This window comes from Allobosea sp. NPDC055353 (genome assembly GCF_053644975.1).
In genome coordinates this window covers 1-18,335 of record NZ_JBSHMC010000005.1, presented here as the reverse complement: position 1 = coordinate 18,335, position 18,335 = coordinate 1, and the positions used below count along the sequence as shown (strand labels likewise).

Sequence of the window (18,335 nt, the reverse complement as noted above, 5' to 3'; positions counted from 1 at the left end):
ATGCCGGGCGACAACATCTCGATGGAGGTGACGCTGATCGCCCCGATCGCGATGGAAGAGAAGCTGCGCTTCGCCATCCGCGAAGGCGGCCGCACGGTTGGAGCAGGTGTTGTTGCTTCGATCATTGCTTGATCGAAGCAACAACGACGTCCGCGGTAACCGCAGACTTTGCGGTGCCGGCGTCGTCGCTTCGATCATCGCCTGATCGATTGCACGCAAAGTGATTTGGAAAAGGGCGGTGGCGACACCGCCCTTTTTTGTTTGCTTGTGTCCGGCCGCGTCCATGCCTTGAACGCAAGGGCGGCTCCAGCCGCTTGGGCTGCGCGGGCTTGCCGTTCCGTGCTCTCAATGGCTGTGAGAGAGCGGGCCAGCCGCTCCCGTTGCGGAGGAGCCAGCCCATGTCATTCAAGCCGCCGTTTCCGGGTATCCATTCGATCGTCTTCGCGCTGTTCGACGAGCACGAACGGCTCGACCGGGCGGCGATGCGCCAGCAGGCTCAGATCAGCCTTGATCTCGACGTGCAGGGCATGGCGGCGCTCGGGCTTGCGACCGAAGTCTCCAAACTCAGCTTCACCGAACGCTGCACCGTGATGGAATGGATGGCGGAGGATGTGGCGGGCAGGAAGCCGCTCGCCTTCACCATCTTCGGCTCGTCGGTTGCGGAGCAGGTCGCGCTGGTGAAGGTCGCGGAGCAGAACGGCGCCGACTGGGTGATTCTGCAACCGCCGATGGTCGGCAGCTTCGGCGCCGCCGAATATATCAGTTTCTTCGGGCGCATCGCCGAGACGACGACGCTCCCTGTCGCGATCCAGAATGCTCCGGCCTATATGGGCCGCGGCCTGTCGGCCGAGGATATCCGCGAGCTGACGCGGCGCTATCCGAATATCAGCCTGATCAAGGGCGAGGGCTCGGTCGTCGAGATCGAACGGCTGATCGCGGTGACCGAAGGCCACCTGCCGATTCTCAACGGGCGGGGCGGGCTCGAACTCATCGACAATTTCCGTGCGGGCTGCGCCGGGATGATCCTGGCGCCGGACACGATCGATTACGCGCTGCGCGCCTATAACCTCTACGGGGCCGGCGACGAGGCCGGGGCGGATGCCGCCTATCGTGAGGTCCTGCCGGCGATCACCTTCATCATGCAGTCGATCGAGACGCTGCTCTGCTACGGCAAGCGCATCTTCGGGGCGCGGGCCGGCATCCCGATCCATGATCGCGGCCCGGCGCTCAGGCCGACCGAATTCGGGCTCAAACTGGTCGAGCGCTATGCGCGGGAGCTCGGCCCCTACAGCAAATGAGGACGGCGCGCGATTTCGACTTGAAATGCGCCGCGCCTTGGGGCACATGACGCCCACCTGCAGGGGTATAGCTCAGTTGGTAGAGCGGCGGTCTCCAAAACCGCAGGTCGCGGGTTCGAGCCCTGCTGCCCCTGCCAGTCGCCTTTCCAGCGGCTGATGCGCCCCGATCGCCCAAGCAGATTGGCGAGGCGCCCATGACCCAGAACATCTACGACGACGAGACTTTCTTCGCGGGCTACAGCCAGTTGCCGCGTTCGGTCCATGGTCTGGACGGCGCTCCGGAATGGCCGGTGCTGCGCGCGATGCTTCCGGCGCTGACGGGCCAGAGCGTGCTCGATCTCGGCTGCGGCTTCGGGTGGTTCTGCCGTTTCGCGGCGGGCGAGGGGGCTGCGAGCGTGTTCGGCGTCGACGTGTCCGAAAAGATGCTGGAGCGGGCGCGGCGCGAGACCGCCGATTCCCGCGTCGCTTACGCGTGCGCCGATCTCGAACGCTATGCGCCGCCGTCCGCTGCATTCGATCTCGCCTATAGCTCGCTCGCCTTCCACTATCTCGAGGATCTAGCCGGCCTCTTCGGGCGGGTCCATGCGGCTTTGAAGCCGGGCGGCGCGCTTGTCTGCTCGGTCGAGCATCCGATCATGACCGCGCCGGCGCGCCAGGAATGGCTGGTCGATGCCGATGGTCGCGCGACCTGGCCGGTCAACGGCTACCATGACGAGGGCAGGCGGGTCAGCAACTGGCTGGCGGAAGGCGTGGTCAAGCGCCATCGCACCATCGCGACCTATCTCGACCTGCTGCTGGGGGCCGGCTTCCGGCTGGACAGGCTGGTCGAATGGGCGCCGAGCCTGGAGCAGGTCGCGGCCGAGCCGGGCTGGGCGAAGGAGCGCGAACGGCCCTTCTTCCTCCTCATCGCTGCGAGCCGGGCCTGAGCGGGGCTAGCCGAAAGGGTCTTGGCTAAAGGCCTCAAGCGATGTAAGAGGCTTGCAACGACGGCGCGCGACCCTCCCCGGGTTCCGCGCCGCGAATGTTTCAGGACGGCCGAATCGGCGTCGCGCGGGATCGCGGGCCGGCTCGGAACCCGAGGTGGTTCATGGCGAAATCCAATCCCTTCCAGTTCCTGCAGGACGTGCGCGCGGAGGCGACCAAGGTCACCTGGCCGTCGCGCCGCGAGACGCTGATCACCACGGGCCTCGTGCTCGCCATGGTGGTCCTGTCCAGCCTGTTCTTCCTCTTCACCGACACCGTCATCCGCTGGGTGCTCGGCCTCGTCCTCGGCGCCCGTTGAACGGAATTACGAACGTGAGCACCCGCTGGTATATCGTCCACGCCTATTCGAACTTCGAGAACAAGGTCGCCCAGTCGATCCGCGACCAGGCCGCGCAGCGCAACCTTGCCGACAAGTTCGAAGAGGTTCTGGTTCCGACCGAGAAGGTCGTCGAGGTTCGCCGCGGCCGCAAGGTCGAGGCCGAGCGCAAGTTCTTCCCCGGCTATGTGCTGGTGAAGTGCGAGATGACCGACGAGGTCTACCACCTCATCAAGAACACGCCGAAGGTCACCGGCTTCCTGGGCGCCGACAAGGCCAAGCCCATGCCGATCCCCGAGAGCGAGGCGATGCGGATCAAGGGCCAGGTGGCCGAGGGCGTCGAGCGGCCGAAGCCGACGATCGTTTTCGAGGTCGGCGAGCAGGTCAAGGTCGCGGACGGGCCGTTCGCCTCGTTCAACGGCGTCGTCGAGGATGTCGACCACGCCCGTGCCCGCCTCAAGGTCGCGGTCTCGATCTTCGGTCGCGCGACCCCCGTGGAACTCGAATACGGTCAGGTCGAGAAGCTCTGATCCTGATCGGGAAGCCTTTCGGGGCTTCCCTTCGGTGCCGCCCTGTGTCATAGGCGGCGCCTCAACCGCGTGGGAGGCGTGCCGGTCGCCAGCCGGATCACAGGCGCCGCACCACGCACTGCAACCACCCCGGCCCCGATGAAGAGCATCGGCAGGCGGGGTCGTCGTCGTTCCGGATAGGCATCGGGGCGGACGGCAGGAGCAGCCATCATGGCGAAGAAGATCACGGGTTACGTGAAGCTTCAGGTTCCGGCGGGCGCGGCCAATCCGTCGCCGCCGATCGGTCCGGCGCTGGGTCAGCGCGGCCTCAACATCATGGAATTCTGCAAGGCCTTCAACGCGAAGACCCAGCAGATGGAAAAGGGCATGCCCATCCCGGTGATCATCACCGCGTATGCGGATCGCTCCTTCACCTTCGAGATGAAGCAGCCGCCGGTCTCGTACTGGCTGAAGAAGGCCGCTGGCCTGACCTCCGGCTCGAAGACTCCGGGCCGCGGCGGCAACGTCGGCAAGGTCAGCGCTGCGCAGATCAACGAGATCGCCGAGAAGAAGATGGCCGATCTCAACTGCGACACCGTCGAATCGGCTTCGGCCATGATCCGTGGCTCGGCCCGCTCGATGGGCCTGGAAGTCGTGGGCTGAGGGGGCGATCATGGCACATACCGGAAAGCGCGTCGTCAAGGGCCGTGAAGGCATTGACCGCACCAAGCTGTACTCGCTCGACCAGGCTGTCACGTTCATCAAGGAACGCGCCAACGCCAAGTTCGACGAGACCGTCGAGATCGCGATGAATCTCGGCGTCGATCCGCGCCACGCCGACCAGATGGTCCGCGGCGTCTGCAACCTGCCGAACGGCTCGGGCCGCACGCTGCGCGTCGCCGTCTTCGCCCGCGGCGCCAAGGCCGACGAGGCCAAGGCTGCTGGCGCCGACATCGTCGGCGCCGAGGAGCTGGTCGAGTCCGTTCAGAAGGGCGAGATCAACTTCGATCGCTGCATCGCGACCCCGGACATGATGGGTCTGGTCGGCCGTCTCGGCAAGGTGCTCGGCCCGCGCGGCCTGATGCCGAACCCGCGCGTCGGCACCGTCACCATGGACGTGACCTCCGCCGTCGCCGCCTCGAAGGGCGGTTCGGTCGAGTTCCGCGTCGAGAAGGCCGGTATCGTCCACGCGGCTGTCGGCAAGGCCTCGTTCTCGGCCGAGAAGCTCTCGGAGAACATCAAGGCGTTCGTCGACTCCGTCGCCAAGGCGAAGCCCGCCGGCGCCAAGGGCACCTATATCCAGCGCGTCGCTCTGTCGTCGACCATGGGTCCCGGCGTCAAGATCGAGCCGAACACCGTCACCGGCGCCTGATCGGCTGATCGATCAGGCCATCGGATCTATCCGAAAAGTGAAATCCACTTTTCGGTCCGATGCCCGGGGCGAGCGACCGGATTGCCGGCCGCTCGCGCGCTCTTGATTTCGTGATGTCAAGAGCCTACTTGGCAGAAGCAGGCGAAGGCGCTATGACGCAGGCCTGTTTCCATGAGTGAAGGGGCTCCGGCGTGCCTGGCACGAAGGGGTCTGTTTCGCGTTTTTCGGCGGTTTTCGCCGAAGAATGGGTGATTTGAGCGGCGGAAAGCGATTTCCAAGGCTTGGAATCATCCAGTCCTGTCTGAGACTGCAGGTGCGCTCCGGACTTGTCCGGGGGCATAATTTCGCCAAGAGGCCTGCATAGACGGTGCAAGAGCTTAGTCCCGGATCGCGAGATCCGGACAAGACGGTTCGAACCATCTCGCCCGATCGTGACCCTCAGGGGTCGGGAGCGGGGACAGGGCACCAAGCGTCGCTTTGCGGGACGCCGGTGTCAACCGGGGTTCTGAAGAGCGGCATTTGCAACCGGCGGCGAGCCTTCGAAAGCTTGTCGCCTACCGGAGAGAGCCCAGTGGATAAAGCGGCAAAGAAAGATGCCGTCGCGTCGCTGAACGATGTGTTTTCGAGCACGTCGGTCGTCGTCGTGGCCCACTATGCGGGTTTGACCGTGGCCCAGTTCCAGAAGCTTCGTCGCGAGATGAAGGCGAATGGCGCCACTGTTAAGGTCGCAAAGAACCGCTTGGCCAAGATCGCTCTTGAAGGCACCGACGTCGCGTCCATCAGCAAGCTGCTGACGGGTCCCACCCTGATCGCTTATTCGAGCGATCCGGTCGCGGCGCCGAAGGTCGCCACCGCTTTCGCCAAGGAGAACGACAAGCTCGTCATCCTGGGCGGCGCGATGGGCACGACCGCCCTGAACCCCGATGGTGTCAAGGCCCTGGCCACGATGCCCTCGCTCGACGATATGCGCGCCAAGCTCATCGGCCTTATCCAGGCCCCGGCTACGAAGCTCGCGCAGCTCACGAACGCGCCCGCCGGCAAGCTGGCTCGCGTGGTTCAGGCTTATGCCGACAAGAATGCGGCTTGATAGCCAGCAAACCCTTATCGTTCGAACCTCTTAAGACAGGAAGTTAAACATGGCCGATCTCGCCAAGCTCGTCGACGATCTCTCGTCGCTCACCGTTCTCGAGGCCGCTGACCTCGCCAAGATGCTCGAAGAGAAGTGGGGCGTTTCCGCTGCCGCCGCCGTCGCCGTTGCGGCTGGCCCGGCTGCCGGCGGTGGCGCTGCCGCTGCTGCTGAAGAGCAGACCGAGTTCACCGTCGTTCTTGCCGCCGCCGGCGACAAGAAGATCGAGGTGATCAAGGAAGTTCGCGCCATCACCGGCCTGGGCCTCAAGGAAGCCAAGGACCTGGTCGAAGGCGCTCCGAAGCCGGTCAAGGAGTCGGTTGCCAAGGACGAGGCCGAGAAGCTCAAGAAGCAGCTCGAGGCCGTCGGCGCCAAGGTCGAGCTCAAGTGAGCTTGGGCCGGCTGACGCCGGTCCACCTCTAACACTACAGACAGTCCCGGGGCGCTCCACGCCTCCGGGGCTGTCGCGTCGTTTCCGCAAGGGGCGACGAATCGGAGAGACAGATCGGTGCGATTTGTCTCGAACGGCTGACCCGGCGGCCTTGCCGTCGGCTCGGTGGGACCTCCGGGTCAGCCGTCTGCAACAGCGGTTCATCGTCGGATGAACGCGCGCGGATGTGTCAAGGTTGGGCATGGCGTTCTCCGCCGGGCCCGAAGAACGCGAGGAACAACATGGTCAATTCGCTCCAGGGCCGCAGGCGCGTCCGCAAGTTCTTCGGCAAGCTCAAGGAAGTGGCCGAGATGCCGAACCTCATTGAGGTTCAGAAGGCGTCCTACGATCAGTTCCTGATGGTCGACGAGCCCAAGGGCGGCCGCGGCGACGAGGGCCTGCAGTCCGTCTTCAAGTCCGTCTTCCCGATCGGCGATTTCTCCGGCGCCTCGCTGCTGGAATTCGTGAAGTACACCTTCGAGCCGCCGAAATACGATGTCGACGAGTGCCGCCAGCGCGGCATGACCTTCTCGGCGCCGCTCAAGGTGACGCTGCGCCTGATCGTGTTCGATATCGATCCCGACACCCAGGCCAAGTCGGTCAAGGACATCAAGGAGCAGGATGTCTACATGGGCGACATGCCGCTCATGACCGATAACGGCACCTTCATCGTCAACGGCACCGAGCGCGTCATCGTCTCGCAGATGCACCGTTCGCCGGGCGTGTTCTTCGACCACGACAAGGGCAAGACCCATTCCTCGGGCAAGCTGCTCTTCGCCGCGCGCATCATCCCCTATCGCGGTTCCTGGCTCGACATCGAGTTCGACGCCAAGGACATCGTCTATGCCCGTATCGACCGGAAGCGTAAGATTCCGGTCACGTCGCTGCTGTTCGCGCTCGGCATGGACGGCGAGGAGATCCTCAGCCGCTTCTACAACACCATCACCTACACCAAGGACGCCAAGGGCTGGCGCGTTCCCTACGATGCGGAGCGCATGAAGGGCTTCAAGGCGACCGAGGACCTGATCGACGCCGATACCGGCGAGGTCGTGGTCGAGGCCGGCAAGAAGCTCGTCGCCCGCACCGCCCGCCAGCTCGCCGAAAAGGGCCTGAAGTTCCTGCGCGCCTCGGACGAGGATCTCGTCGGCCAGTACGTCGCCGAGGATCTGGTCGATCCGGAGACCGGCGAAGTTCATGCCGAGGCCGGCGAAGAGCTGGCCATGGCGGCCGAGGCCAAGACCGGCGAGATGAAAGGCAATCTCGTCGACCTGATCGCCAAGGGCTACACCGAGATTCCGGTGCTCGACATCGACCACATCACGGTCGGCCCCTATATCCGCAACACGCTGAACGTCGACAAGAACTCGCGCCGCGAGGAAGCCCTGTTCGACATCTACCGCGTGATGCGTCCGGGCGAGCCGCCGACCCTCGAGACGGCCGAGAACATGTTCCAGTCGCTGTTCTTCGACGCCGAGCGCTACGACCTTTCGGCCGTCGGCCGCGTCAAGATGAACATGCGTCTCGACCTCGACGCCGAGGACACCGTGCGCATCCTGCGCAAGGAAGACATCTTCGCGGTCGTCAAGGCGCTGGTCGACCTGCGCGACGGCAAGGGCGAGATCGACGACATCGACCATCTCGGCAACCGCCGCGTGCGCTCGGTCGGCGAGCTCATGGAGAACCAGTATCGCCTGGGCCTGCTCCGCATGGAGCGTGCCATCAAGGAGCGCATGTCCTCGGTCGATATCGATACGGTCATGCCGCAGGACCTGATCAACGCCAAGCCGGCGGCTGCCGCCGTGCGCGAGTTCTTCGGTTCCTCGCAGCTCTCGCAGTTCATGGACCAGACGAACCCGCTCTCGGAAGTCACCCACAAACGCCGCCTCTCGGCGCTTGGCCCGGGCGGTCTGACCCGTGAGCGCGCCGGCTTCGAGGTGCGCGACGTGCACCCGACCCATTACGGCCGCATCTGCCCGATCGAGACGCCGGAAGGCCCGAATATCGGCCTGATCAACTCGCTTGCCACCTTCGCGCGGGTGAACAAGTACGGCTTCATCGAGAGCCCCTACCGCCGCATCCGCGACGGCAAGGTCACCGACGAGGTGATCTATCTCTCGGCGATGGAAGAGGCGAAGTACAACGTCGCCCAGGCGAATGCCGCCGTCGATGCCGAAGGCCGCCTGACGGACGACCTGATCGTCTGCCGCCGCGCCGGCGAGGTCATCGTCACGCCGGTCGACAAGGTCGACTTCCAGGACGTGTCGCCGAAGCAGCTCGTTTCGGTCGCCGCGGCGCTGATCCCGTTCCTCGAGAACGACGACGCCAACCGCGCGCTGATGGGCTCGAACATGCAGCGCCAGGCGGTGCCGCTGGTTCGCGCCGACGCGCCCTTCGTCGGCACCGGCATGGAAGCGGTCGTCGCCCGTGACTCGGGCGCTGCGATCGCGGCCCGCCGCGGCGGTATCGTCGACCAGGTCGACGCGACCCGTATCGTCATCCGCGCCTCGGACGAGATGGACCCGACCAAGCCGGGCGTCGACATCTACCGTCTGCAGAAGTTCCAGCGCTCCAACCAGTCGACCTGCATCACGCAGCGCCCGCTGGTCCGCGTCGGCGACATCATCAAGAAGGGCGACATCGTCGCCGACGGCCCGTCGACGGAGTTCGGCGAGCTCGCGCTCGGCCGCAACGTGCTCGTCGCGTTCATGCCGTGGAACGGCTACAACTTCGAGGATTCGATTCTTCTCTCCGAGAACATCGTGTCCCAGGACATCTTCACCTCGATCCATATCGAGGAGTTCGAGGTCATGGCCCGCGACACCAAGCTCGGTCCGGAGGAGATCACGCGCGACATTCCGAACGTTTCGGAAGAGGCGCTGAAGAACCTCGACGAAGCCGGCATCGTCTATATCGGCGCCGAAGTGGCGGCGGGCGACATCCTCTGCGGCAAGATCACGCCGAAGGGCGAGAGCCCGATGACGCCGGAAGAGAAGCTGCTTCGCGCCATCTTCGGCGAGAAGGCTTCGGACGTCCGCGACACCTCGCTGCGGGTTCCGCCCGGCGTGCAGGGCACGATCGTCGAGGTCCGCGTGTTCAACCGCCATGGCGTCGACAAGGACGAGCGCGCCCAGGCGATCGAGCGCGAGGAGATCGAGCGTCTCGCCAAGGACCGTGACGACGAGCAGGCGATCCTGGACCGCAACACCTTCGCGCGTCTGGCCGAGATCCTGACCGGCAAGACCGGCCTCGCCGGCCCGAAGGGCTTCAAGAAGGACACGGTCATCACCCGCGAGGTGATGAGCGAGTTCCCGCGTTCGCAATGGTGGCTGTTCGCCACCGCCGAAGACTCGCTGATGACCGAGATCGAGGCGATGCGGAAGCAGTACGACGAGTCGAAGAAGCGCCTCGAGCAGCGCTTCCTCGACAAGGTCGAGAAGCTGCAGCGCGGCGACGAACTGCCTCCGGGCGTGATGAAGATGGTCAAGGTCTTCGTCGCGGTGAAGCGCAAGATCCAGCCGGGCGACAAGATGGCCGGCCGCCACGGCAACAAGGGCGTGGTCTCGCGCATCGTGCCGGTGGAGGACATGCCGTTCCTCGAGGACGGCACCCATGCCGACATCGTGCTGAACCCGCTCGGCGTGCCCTCGCGCATGAATGTCGGCCAGATCCTGGAGACCCATCTGGGCTGGGCGGCTGCGGGCCTCGGCAAGCAGATCGGGCAGGCGCTGGACGCCTACAAGAAGTCGAGCGACTACAAGGCGCTGAAGGCCTCCTTCGACGCCGTCTACGAGGATAACGAGATCATCGCCTCGATGGACGAGAACGAGCTCGTCGAGATGGGGCAGAACCTGCGCCGCGGCGTGCCGGTGGCGACGCCGGTCTTCAACGGCGCCAAGGAAGCCGATATCGAGCGGCTGCTGGAGCAGGCCGGCCTGCATTCGTCGGGACAGTCGACGCTCTATGACGGGCGTACGGGCGAGCCCTTCGATCGCAAGGTCACCATGGGCTACATCTATATGCTCAAGCTGCACCACCTGGTCGACGACAAGATCCACGCGCGTTCGATCGGTCCGTACTCGCTCGTCACCCAGCAGCCGCTGGGCGGCAAGGCGCAGTTCGGCGGCCAGCGCTTCGGCGAGATGGAGGTCTGGGCGCTCGAAGCCTACGGCGCCGCCTACACCCTGCAGGAAATGCTGACGGTGAAGTCGGACGACGTCGCGGGCCGCACCAAGGTCTACGAGTCGATCGTGCGCGGCGAGGACAACTTCGAGGCGGGCATCCCCGAGAGCTTCAACGTTCTCGTCAAGGAGATGCGCTCGCTCGGCCTCAATGTCGAGTTGATCAACAACAAGGTGAAGCCGGGCGAGTTGCCGCCGGCCGAAGCGGCCGAGTGAGCCGCTAGACGAACCTTGAACATATGCCGGCGGCACTCACGCCGCCGGCCGACGGATTTGACGAGCCGGGCAGGGTGGCCTTCGCCCCCGCCGGCTAGAGGAGACAGGCGATGAAGCAAGAGGTCATGAACCTTTTCGGCCAGCAGCCGGTCCAGCAGGCCTTCGACGCGATCAAGATTTCGATCGCGAGCCCGGAGAAGATCCTGTCCTGGTCCTTCGGCGAGATCAAAAAGCCGGAAACCATTAACTACCGCACATTCAAGCCGGAGCGTGACGGCCTGTTCTGCGCCCGCATCTTCGGGCCGATCAAGGACTACGAGTGCCTGTGCGGCAAGTACAAGCGCATGAAGTTCAAGGGCGTCATCTGCGAGAAGTGCGGCGTCGAAGTGACGCTCGCCCGCGTCCGGCGCGAGCGCATGGGCCATATCGAGCTCGCCGCGCCCGTCGCGCATATCTGGTTCCTGAAGTCGCTGCCCTCGCGCATCGGCCTCCTGATGGATATGCCGCTCAAGGACCTCGAGCGCATCCTCTACTTCGAAAGCTACGTCGTCATCGAGCCGGGCCTGACCCCGCTCAAGGACCGTCAGCTTCTGTCGGAAGAAGAGTACGTCCGCTGCCAGGAAGAGTACGGCGCCGACACCTTCACCGCCATGATCGGCGCGGAAGCCATCCGCGAGATGCTGCGCGCGCTCGACCTCGACCAGATCAATGCCGATCTCAAGCATGAGATCGCGACGACGACGTCGGAGCTGAAGCCCAAGAAACTGATGAAGCGCCTCAAGATCATCGAGGCCTTCCAGGAATCGGGCAACAAGCCGGAATGGATGGTGATGACCCAGATCCCGGTCATCCCGCCGGATCTGCGTCCGCTCGTTCCGCTCGACGGTGGCCGCTTCGCGACCTCCGACCTGAACGACCTCTATCGTCGCGTCATCAACCGCAACAACCGCCTGAAGCGCCTGATCGAGCTGCGCGCGCCGGACATCATCATCCGCAACGAGAAGCGGATGCTGCAGGAATCCGTCGACGCGCTGTTCGATAACGGCCGTCGCGGCCGCGTCATCACGGGTGCCAACAAGCGCCCGCTGAAGTCGCTCGCCGACATGCTGAAGGGCAAGCAGGGCCGCTTCCGCCAGAACCTGCTCGGCAAGCGCGTCGACTATTCGGGCCGCTCGGTCATCGTCGTCGGCCCGGAGATGAAGCTGCACCAGTGCGGCCTGCCGAAGAAGATGGCGCTCGAGCTGTTCAAGCCGTTCATCTATGCGCGCCTCGACGCCAAGGGCTACTCGACCACGGTCAAGCAGGCCAAGAAGCTCGTCGAGAAGGAGAAGCCCGAGGTCTGGGACATCCTGGACGAGGTCATCCGCGAGCATCCGGTGATGCTGAACCGCGCGCCGACGCTGCACCGCCTGGGCATCCAGGCGTTCGAGCCCGTGCTGATCGAGGGCAAGGCGATCCAGCTGCATCCGCTGGTCTGCGCCGCCTTCAACGCGGATTTCGACGGCGACCAGATGGCCGTGCACGTCCCGCTGTCGCTTGAGGCGCAGCTGGAAGCACGTGTGCTGATGATGTCGACCAACAACATCCTGCACCCGGCGAACGGCATGCCGATCATCGTGCCCTCGCAGGACATCGTGCTCGGCCTCTACTACCTCTCGATCGTTTCGGATGGCGAGCCCGGCCAGGGCAAGGTCTTCGGCGATTTCGGCGAGCTCGAGCACGCGCTGCACGAGAAGGTCGTCACGCTGCATTCGAAGATCAAGTATCGCTGGACCGGCACCGGCAAGGACGGCAAGCCGTACACGAAGATCTACGACACCACGCCTGGCCGCGTGATCCTCTCGACCGCGCTGCCGGACCATCCGGCGGTGTCCTTCGACGTCAGCAACCGCCTGATGACCAAGAAGGAAATCTCCGGAATGATCGACGCCGTGTATCGCGGCTGCGGTCAGAAGGAATCGGTGATCTTCTGCGACCGCGTCATGGCGCTGGGCTTCCGCCACGCGTTCAAGGCCGGCATCTCCTTCGGCAAGGACGACATGGTCGTGCCGGAGAACAAGTGGGAGATCGTCGACACGACCCGCGCGCTCGCCAAGGATTACGAGCAGCAGTACCAGGACGGCCTGATCACCCAGGGCGAGAAGTACAACAAGGTCGTCGACGCCTGGGCGAAGTGCTCCGACAAGCTCGCCCAGGAGATGATGGCCCGCATCTCGACCGTTCAGAAGGACGACACCGGCCGCGACAAGCAGATCAACTCGATCTACATGATGTCGCACTCGGGCGCCCGTGGTTCGCCGGCGCAGATGCGCCAGCTCGCCGCCATGCGCGGCCTGATGGCCAAGCCGTCGGGCGAGATCATCGAGTCGCCGATCATCTCGAACTTCAAGGAAGGCCTCGACGTTCTCGAGTACTTCAACTCGACCCACGGCGCCCGCAAGGGTCTCGCCGACACGGCGCTGAAGACGGCCAACTCGGGCTATCTCACCCGTCGTCTCGTCGACGTGGCGCAGGATGCGATCATCTCCGAGACGGATTGCGGCTCGGATAACGGCATCAAGATGCGCGCCATCGTCGATGCCGGCCAGGTCGTGGCTTCGCTCGGCATGCGCATCCTGGGCCGCGCGACGGCCGAGGACATCGTCGATGTCGAGGGCAAGGTCATCGTCGCCAAGGGCATCGTGATCGAAGAGAGCGACATCGCGAAGATCAACGCCGCCGGCATCCAGGAGGTGAAGATCCGTTCGGTTCTCACTTGCGAGACCAAGAACGGCGTCTGCGCGACCTGCTACGGGCGCGATCTGGCCCGCGGCACGCCCGTCAACATGGGCGAGGCCGTCGGCGTCATCGCGGCGCAGTCGATCGGCGAGCCGGGCACGCAGCTCACCATGCGTACCTTCCATATCGGCGGCGCGGCCACCATCGCCGACCAGTCCTTCGTCGAGTCGAACTTCGAAGGCACGGTCAAGATGCGCAACCGCAACGTCGCGCGGAACTCGGACGGTGACCTCATCGCGATGGCGCGCAACATCGCCATCGTGATCGTCGGCCCGGACGGCGCCGAGCGCGCGGTCCATCGCGTCCAGTTCGGCTCTAAGCTGCGCGTGGACGAGGGCGACAAGGTCAAGCGCGGCCAGCGCCTGATCGAGTGGGATCCCTATTCCCGCCCGATCCTGGCGGAACTGGACGGCAAGGTCGGCTACGAGGATCTCGTGGACGGCATGTCGATCACCGAGACGACCGACGAAGCGACGGGCATCTCCAAGCGCGTCGTCATCGACTGGCGTGGCTCGGCCCGTACGGCCGATCTCAAGCCGGCGATGGTGATCTTCGGCGCGGACGGGAAGGTTGCGAAGCTCGCCCGTGGTGGCGAAGCCCGCTACATCCTGCCGGTCGACGGCATCATCTCGGTGGAGCCCGGCCACGCGATCAAGGCCGGCGACGTGCTCGCCCGTGTCTCGACCGACTCGGCCAAGACCCGCGACATCACCGGCGGTCTGCCGCGGGTGGCGGAGCTGTTCGAGGCGCGTCGTCCGAAGGATGCTGCGATCATCGCCGAGAAGTCGGGCGTGATCGGCTTCGGCAAGGACTACAAGAACAAGCGTCGCGTCACGCTGACGCCGCATGACGGGTCCGACGGGGTCGAGTACCTGATCCCGAAGGGCAAGCACATCCATCTCCAGGACGGCGACGTCGTGGAGGTCGGCGACTACATCCTCGACGGCAACCCGGCCCCGCACGACATCCTTGCGATCAAGGGCGTCGAGGAGCTGGCGGCTTATCTGGTCAACGAAATCCAGGAGGTCTATCGCCTCCAGGGCGTGACCATCAACGATAAGCACATCGAGGTCATCGTCCGGCAGATGCTGCAGAAGGTCGAGATCACGGAGTCCGGCGACAGCGACATCCTGACCGGCGACCAGATCGACCGGATCGAGCTGGAAGAGGTCAACGCGAAACTGCGCGAGGAGGGCAAGAAGCCGGCTTCCGGGGTTCCGGTCCTGCTCGGCATCACCAAGGCCTCGCTGCAGACCCGCTCCTTCATCTCGGCGGCGTCCTTCCAGGAGACCACCCGCGTCCTCACCGAGGCGGCGGTCAACGGCAAGTCGGACATGCTCGAAGGCCTCAAGGAGAACGTCATCGTCGGCTCGCTCATCCCGGCCGGCACCGGCGCGCAGGTCGCCCGCATCAAGCAGGTGGCGACGCGCCGCGACGATCTCATCGTCGGCCAGAAGGCGGATGCGGCGGCGAAGGCCGCTAAGGCTGCCGCCGCGGTGCTCCCGGCTGCCGAATAAGAATCGGCAGCGAGCGAGCCTCGGCAATCATCGGAAAGGCCGCCCCTCCCGGGCGGCCTTTTTGTTTCAAGAAGGGCAGGGGCGTGATCCACCCGGGTAGATCGCTGCAAAACCCCGGGCTTTTCGGCCGTTTCGGGGTTGACGCGAATCTCGGTTCGAGTCATAAGCGCGCCACTGTCGACGGTTGTCGGACACGTTTGTCGCTTGCGCATGGTTCGCGAGCGAGTTTCGCGACCGAAACTCCGTCGGAATTCCAGCGTCGATTGACGACATGGCAGGATGCATGAACGCGGGGCTTTTCTCGTGTTCCTCTGCTGGCGAACGCGCCTGAGGCCCCTGTATGGGCGCCGATGGCGCGGCTTCGTTTATGCCATGGCTTTGCTCGACCTGGGAGATTGACCAGGAATTTCCAAACGCTCAGTGGGGCGAGAGGCCAGAATGCCGACAATCAGCCAGCTCATTCGCAAGCCGCGGTCGCCCGTGAAGGCGCGTAACACCGCCCCGGCGCTTGAGAATTGCCCGCAGAAGCGCGGCGTTTGCACGCGCGTCTATACGACGACCCCGAAGAAGCCGAACTCGGCGCTCCGCAAGGTTGCCAAGGTTCGCCTGACCAACGGCTTCGAGGTGATCGGCTACATCCCCGGCGAGGGTCACAACCTCCAGGAGCACTCGGTCGTCATGATCCGTGGCGGCCGCGTCAAGGATCTTCCCGGCGTGCGCTATCACATCCTGCGCGGTGTGCTCGACACGCAGGGCGTCAAGAACCGCAAGCAGCGCCGTTCGAAGTACGGCGCCAAGCGTCCCAAGTAATTTTCTGCCAGGCCGGCGGGGTCGTTCGATCCGAGCCGGTCCGCAGCGTTCCAGATTGACCGGAGACTAGACGATGTCCCGCCGCCACAGTGCCGAAAAGCGCGAAGTTATCCCGGACCCGAAGTTCGGCGATATCGTCGTGACCAAGTTCATGAATTCGATCATGTATGAAGGCAAGAAGTCGACCGCCGAGCGGATCGTCTACGGTGCTTTCGACATCATCGAGACCAAGACCAAGAGCGAGCCGCTCGGCGTCTTCAAGTCGGCGCTCGAGAACGTCGCTCCGGCGATCGAGGTCCGTTCGCGCCGGGTCGGCGGTGCCACCTATCAGGTTCCGGTCGAGGTTCGCACCGAGCGCCGTCAGGCGCTGGCGATCCGCTGGCTGATTTCGGCCGCTCGCGGCCGCAACGACAAGACCATGGTCGAGCGCCTGTCGGCCGAGCTGATGGACGCCGCCAACAACCGCGGCAACGCCGTCAAGAAGCGCGAAGACACGCACCGGATGGCGGAAGCCAACCGCGCCTTCTCGCACTACCGCTGGTAAGCGGCGCGCTGACCCGAGACATAGAGCACGATCATGGCCCGTTCCCATCCCATCGACCGTTATCGCAACTTCGGCATCATGGCCCACATTGATGCCGGCAAGACGACGACGACCGAACGCATCCTCTACTACACCGGCAAGTCGCATAAGATCGGCGAAGTCCATGACGGCGCCGCGACCATGGACTGGATGACGCAGGAGCAGGAGCGTGGCATCACGATCACCTCGGCTGCGACGACCTGCTTCTGGCGCGACAACCGTCTGAACATCATCGACACCCCCGGCCACGTCGACTTCACCATCGAAGTCGAGCGTTCGCTGCGCGTGCTCGACGGCGCGGTCTGCGTGCTCGACGGCAACCAGGGTGTCGAGCCCCAGACCGAGACCGTCTGGCGCCAGGCCGACAAGTACGACGTGCCGCGCGTCGTCTTCGTCAACAAGATGGACAAGATCGGCGCCGATTTCTATCGCTGCGTCCAGGACATCATCGACCGCGTCGCCGGCAAGCCCGTCTGCCTGCAGATCCCGATCGGCTCGGAAGCCGATTTCGCCGGCGTCGTCGATCTCGTGAAGATGAAGGCTATCGTCTGGAACGGCGAGGCTCTCGGCGCTTCCTTCGACGAGAAGGACATTCCGGCCGATCTCGCTGATAAGGCCGCCGAATACCGCTCGAAGCTCGTCGAGGCCGCCGTCGAGATGGACGACGCCGCGATGGAAGCCTATCTCGACGGCACCGAGCCCGACGCCGACACGCTGCGCAGGCTGGTTCGCACCGCCGTCCAGCGCCGCGCCTTCCACCCCGTCCTCTGCGGCTCGTCCTTCAAGAACAAGGGCGTGCAGCCGCTGCTCGACGCCGTCGTCGATTATCTGCCCTCGCCGGTGGATCGCGGCGCGGTCGAAGGCATCGACTTCAAGACCGAAGAGCCCGTCGTCCGCAATCCGACGGACGAGGATCCCTTCGCGATGCTCGCCTTCAAGATCATGGACGACCCCTTCGTCGGCACGATCACCTTCTGCCGCATCTATTCGGGCAAGGTTGACGCCGGCCAGGGCGTCATCAACTCGACCCGCGACAAGAAGGAGCGCGTCGGTCGCATGCTGCTGATGCATGCGAACAACCGCGAGGACATCAAGGAGGCTTATGCCGGCGACATCGTCGCCCTGGCCGGCCTCAAGGACGTCCGCACTGGCGACACGCTCTGCGATCCCAACCAGGCGGTCATCCTGGAGCGCATGGAGTTCCCCGAGCCGGTCATCACGATCGCGATCGAGCCGAAGTCCAAGGCCGACCAAGAGAAGCTGGGCCTCGCCCTGTCGAAGCTCGCGAACGAGGATCCGTCCTTCCGCGTGTCGACCGACCAGGAGAGCGGCCAGACCATCCTGAAGGGCATGGGCGAGCTCCACCTCGACATCAAGGTCGACATCCTGAAGCGCACCTACAAGGTCGACGCCAATATCGGCGCGCCGCAGGTTGCGTATCGCGAGACGCTGACCAAGAAGGCCGAGATCGACTACACCCACAAGAAGCAGACCGGCGGTACCGGCCAGTTCGCCCGCGTCAAGCTGGTGATCGAGCCGAACGAGACCGGCAAGGGCTTCGAGTTCGAGTCGAAGGTCGTCGGCGGTTCGGTGCCGAAGGAGTATATCCCCGGCGTCGAGAAGGGCCTGAACTCGGTCATCGGCTCGGGCGTGCTCGCCGGCTTCCCGGTCGTGGACGTCAAGGTCACGCTGATCGACGGCGCCTTCCACGAAGTCGACTCGTCGGCGCTCGCCTTCGAAATCGCCTCCCGTGCAGCGCTGCGCGAAGGTCTGCAGAAGGGCGGCTCCGTGCTGCTCGAGCCGATCATGAAGGTCGAGGTCGTGACCCCGGAAGACTATACCGGCTCGGTCATCGGCGACCTGAATTCGCGTCGTGGCCAGATCCAGGGCCAGGACATGCGCGGCAACGCCGTCGTGATCAACGCGATGGTTCCGCTGGCCAACATGTTCGGCTATGTGAACCAGCTGCGCTCGTTCTCGCAGGGCCGCGCCAACTACACGATGCAGTTCGACCACTATGAGCAGGTTCCGTCGGCGGTGGCCGCCGAGGTCCAGGCCAAATACGCCTGATCACCAGCCCGACCTGCTTTAACGCAACAACGATTTGACTGACGGAGGCTACGATGGCCAAAGAGAAATTTGCGCGGACCAAGCCGCACTGCAACATTGGAACGATTGGTCACGTTGACCATGGCAAGACGTCACTGACGGCTGCGAT

15 protein-coding genes and 1 tRNA gene are annotated in these 18,335 nt (G+C 64.5%); all 16 read left to right on the top strand.

What is annotated here, in order from left to right; all coding sequences use genetic code 11:
• Positions 1-132 (top strand): EF-Tu C-terminal domain-related protein (locus ACWIEX_RS25175; protein ID WP_081925066.1); only part of this gene is annotated, 132 nt, incomplete at its 5' end.
• 266 nt (positions 133-398) lie between these two features.
• Positions 399-1,298: a dihydrodipicolinate synthase family protein gene (locus ACWIEX_RS25170; protein ID WP_454035652.1), complete on the top strand. Its 900-nt coding sequence runs from the start codon at positions 399-401 to the stop codon at positions 1,296-1,298.
• A 61-nt stretch (positions 1,299-1,359) separates the two neighbouring features.
• Positions 1,360-1,435, top strand: a tRNA-Trp gene (locus ACWIEX_RS25165).
• Positions 1,436-1,492: 57 nt separating this feature from the next.
• Complete coding sequence (locus ACWIEX_RS25160) at positions 1,493-2,224, top strand: class I SAM-dependent methyltransferase (RefSeq protein ID WP_454035651.1); 732 nt, start codon at positions 1,493-1,495, stop codon at positions 2,222-2,224.
• 161 nt (positions 2,225-2,385) lie between these two features.
• A complete protein-coding gene (gene secE / locus ACWIEX_RS25155; protein WP_454035650.1) occupies positions 2,386-2,580 on the top strand; it encodes a preprotein translocase subunit SecE in 195 nt (64 codons plus the stop codon).
• Between the two features lie 14 nt (positions 2,581-2,594).
• Positions 2,595-3,128, top strand: coding sequence for a transcription termination/antitermination protein NusG (gene nusG, locus ACWIEX_RS25150; RefSeq protein WP_061966724.1), 534 nt, complete (start codon positions 2,595-2,597; stop codon positions 3,126-3,128).
• Between the two features lie 210 nt (positions 3,129-3,338).
• Positions 3,339-3,770, top strand: a complete 432-nt coding sequence (gene rplK, locus ACWIEX_RS25145; RefSeq protein WP_061966723.1) for a 50S ribosomal protein L11 — start codon at positions 3,339-3,341, stop codon at positions 3,768-3,770.
• Positions 3,771-3,780: 10 nt separating this feature from the next.
• Positions 3,781-4,479 (top strand): 50S ribosomal protein L1, encoded by a 699-nt coding sequence (rplA, locus tag ACWIEX_RS25140; protein ID WP_061966722.1) that lies wholly within the window; start codon positions 3,781-3,783, stop codon positions 4,477-4,479.
• Between the two features lie 571 nt (positions 4,480-5,050).
• Positions 5,051-5,566, top strand: a complete 516-nt coding sequence (gene rplJ, locus ACWIEX_RS25135) for a 50S ribosomal protein L10 (protein ID WP_454035649.1) — start codon at positions 5,051-5,053, stop codon at positions 5,564-5,566.
• Between the two features lie 49 nt (positions 5,567-5,615).
• On the top strand, positions 5,616-5,996 hold the full coding sequence (rplL, locus tag ACWIEX_RS25130; protein WP_061966720.1) for a 50S ribosomal protein L7/L12: 381 nt from the start codon (positions 5,616-5,618) through the stop codon (positions 5,994-5,996).
• A 281-nt stretch (positions 5,997-6,277) separates the two neighbouring features.
• Positions 6,278-10,429, top strand: coding sequence for a DNA-directed RNA polymerase subunit beta (rpoB, locus tag ACWIEX_RS25125; protein WP_454035648.1), 4,152 nt, complete (start codon positions 6,278-6,280; stop codon positions 10,427-10,429).
• Positions 10,430-10,539: 110 nt separating this feature from the next.
• On the top strand, positions 10,540-14,724 hold the full coding sequence (gene rpoC / locus ACWIEX_RS25120) for a DNA-directed RNA polymerase subunit beta' (RefSeq protein ID WP_454035647.1): 4,185 nt from the start codon (positions 10,540-10,542) through the stop codon (positions 14,722-14,724).
• Between the two features lie 438 nt (positions 14,725-15,162).
• On the top strand, positions 15,163-15,534 hold the full coding sequence (rpsL, locus tag ACWIEX_RS25115) for a 30S ribosomal protein S12 (protein WP_057189964.1): 372 nt from the start codon (positions 15,163-15,165) through the stop codon (positions 15,532-15,534).
• Between the two features lie 73 nt (positions 15,535-15,607).
• Complete coding sequence (gene rpsG, locus ACWIEX_RS25110) at positions 15,608-16,078, top strand: 30S ribosomal protein S7 (protein WP_454035646.1); 471 nt, start codon at positions 15,608-15,610, stop codon at positions 16,076-16,078.
• Between the two features lie 33 nt (positions 16,079-16,111).
• On the top strand, positions 16,112-18,187 hold the full coding sequence (gene fusA / locus ACWIEX_RS25105) for an elongation factor G (protein WP_454035645.1): 2,076 nt from the start codon (positions 16,112-16,114) through the stop codon (positions 18,185-18,187).
• A 53-nt stretch (positions 18,188-18,240) separates the two neighbouring features.
• Positions 18,241-18,335: GTP-binding protein (locus ACWIEX_RS25100; protein WP_139221393.1), on the top strand; the 95-nt coding region annotated here is incomplete at its 3' end.

Coding starts and splice junctions, on each gene's coding strand:
- ACWIEX_RS25170 (WP_454035652.1), top strand. CDS start 399: ATGTCATTCAAGCCGCCGTTTCCGGGTATCCATTCGATCGTCTTCGCG.
- ACWIEX_RS25160 (WP_454035651.1), top strand. CDS start 1,493: ATGACCCAGAACATCTACGACGACGAGACTTTCTTCGCGGGCTACAGC.
- secE (WP_454035650.1), top strand. CDS start 2,386: ATGGCGAAATCCAATCCCTTCCAGTTCCTGCAGGACGTGCGCGCGGAG.
- rplK (WP_061966723.1), top strand. CDS start 3,339: ATGGCGAAGAAGATCACGGGTTACGTGAAGCTTCAGGTTCCGGCGGGC.
- rplA (WP_061966722.1), top strand. CDS start 3,781: ATGGCACATACCGGAAAGCGCGTCGTCAAGGGCCGTGAAGGCATTGAC.
- rplL (WP_061966720.1), top strand. CDS start 5,616: ATGGCCGATCTCGCCAAGCTCGTCGACGATCTCTCGTCGCTCACCGTT.
- rpoB (WP_454035648.1), top strand. CDS start 6,278: ATGGTCAATTCGCTCCAGGGCCGCAGGCGCGTCCGCAAGTTCTTCGGC.
- rpoC (WP_454035647.1), top strand. CDS start 10,540: ATGAAGCAAGAGGTCATGAACCTTTTCGGCCAGCAGCCGGTCCAGCAG.
- rpsL (WP_057189964.1), top strand. CDS start 15,163: ATGCCGACAATCAGCCAGCTCATTCGCAAGCCGCGGTCGCCCGTGAAG.
- rpsG (WP_454035646.1), top strand. CDS start 15,608: ATGTCCCGCCGCCACAGTGCCGAAAAGCGCGAAGTTATCCCGGACCCG.
- fusA (WP_454035645.1), top strand. CDS start 16,112: ATGGCCCGTTCCCATCCCATCGACCGTTATCGCAACTTCGGCATCATG.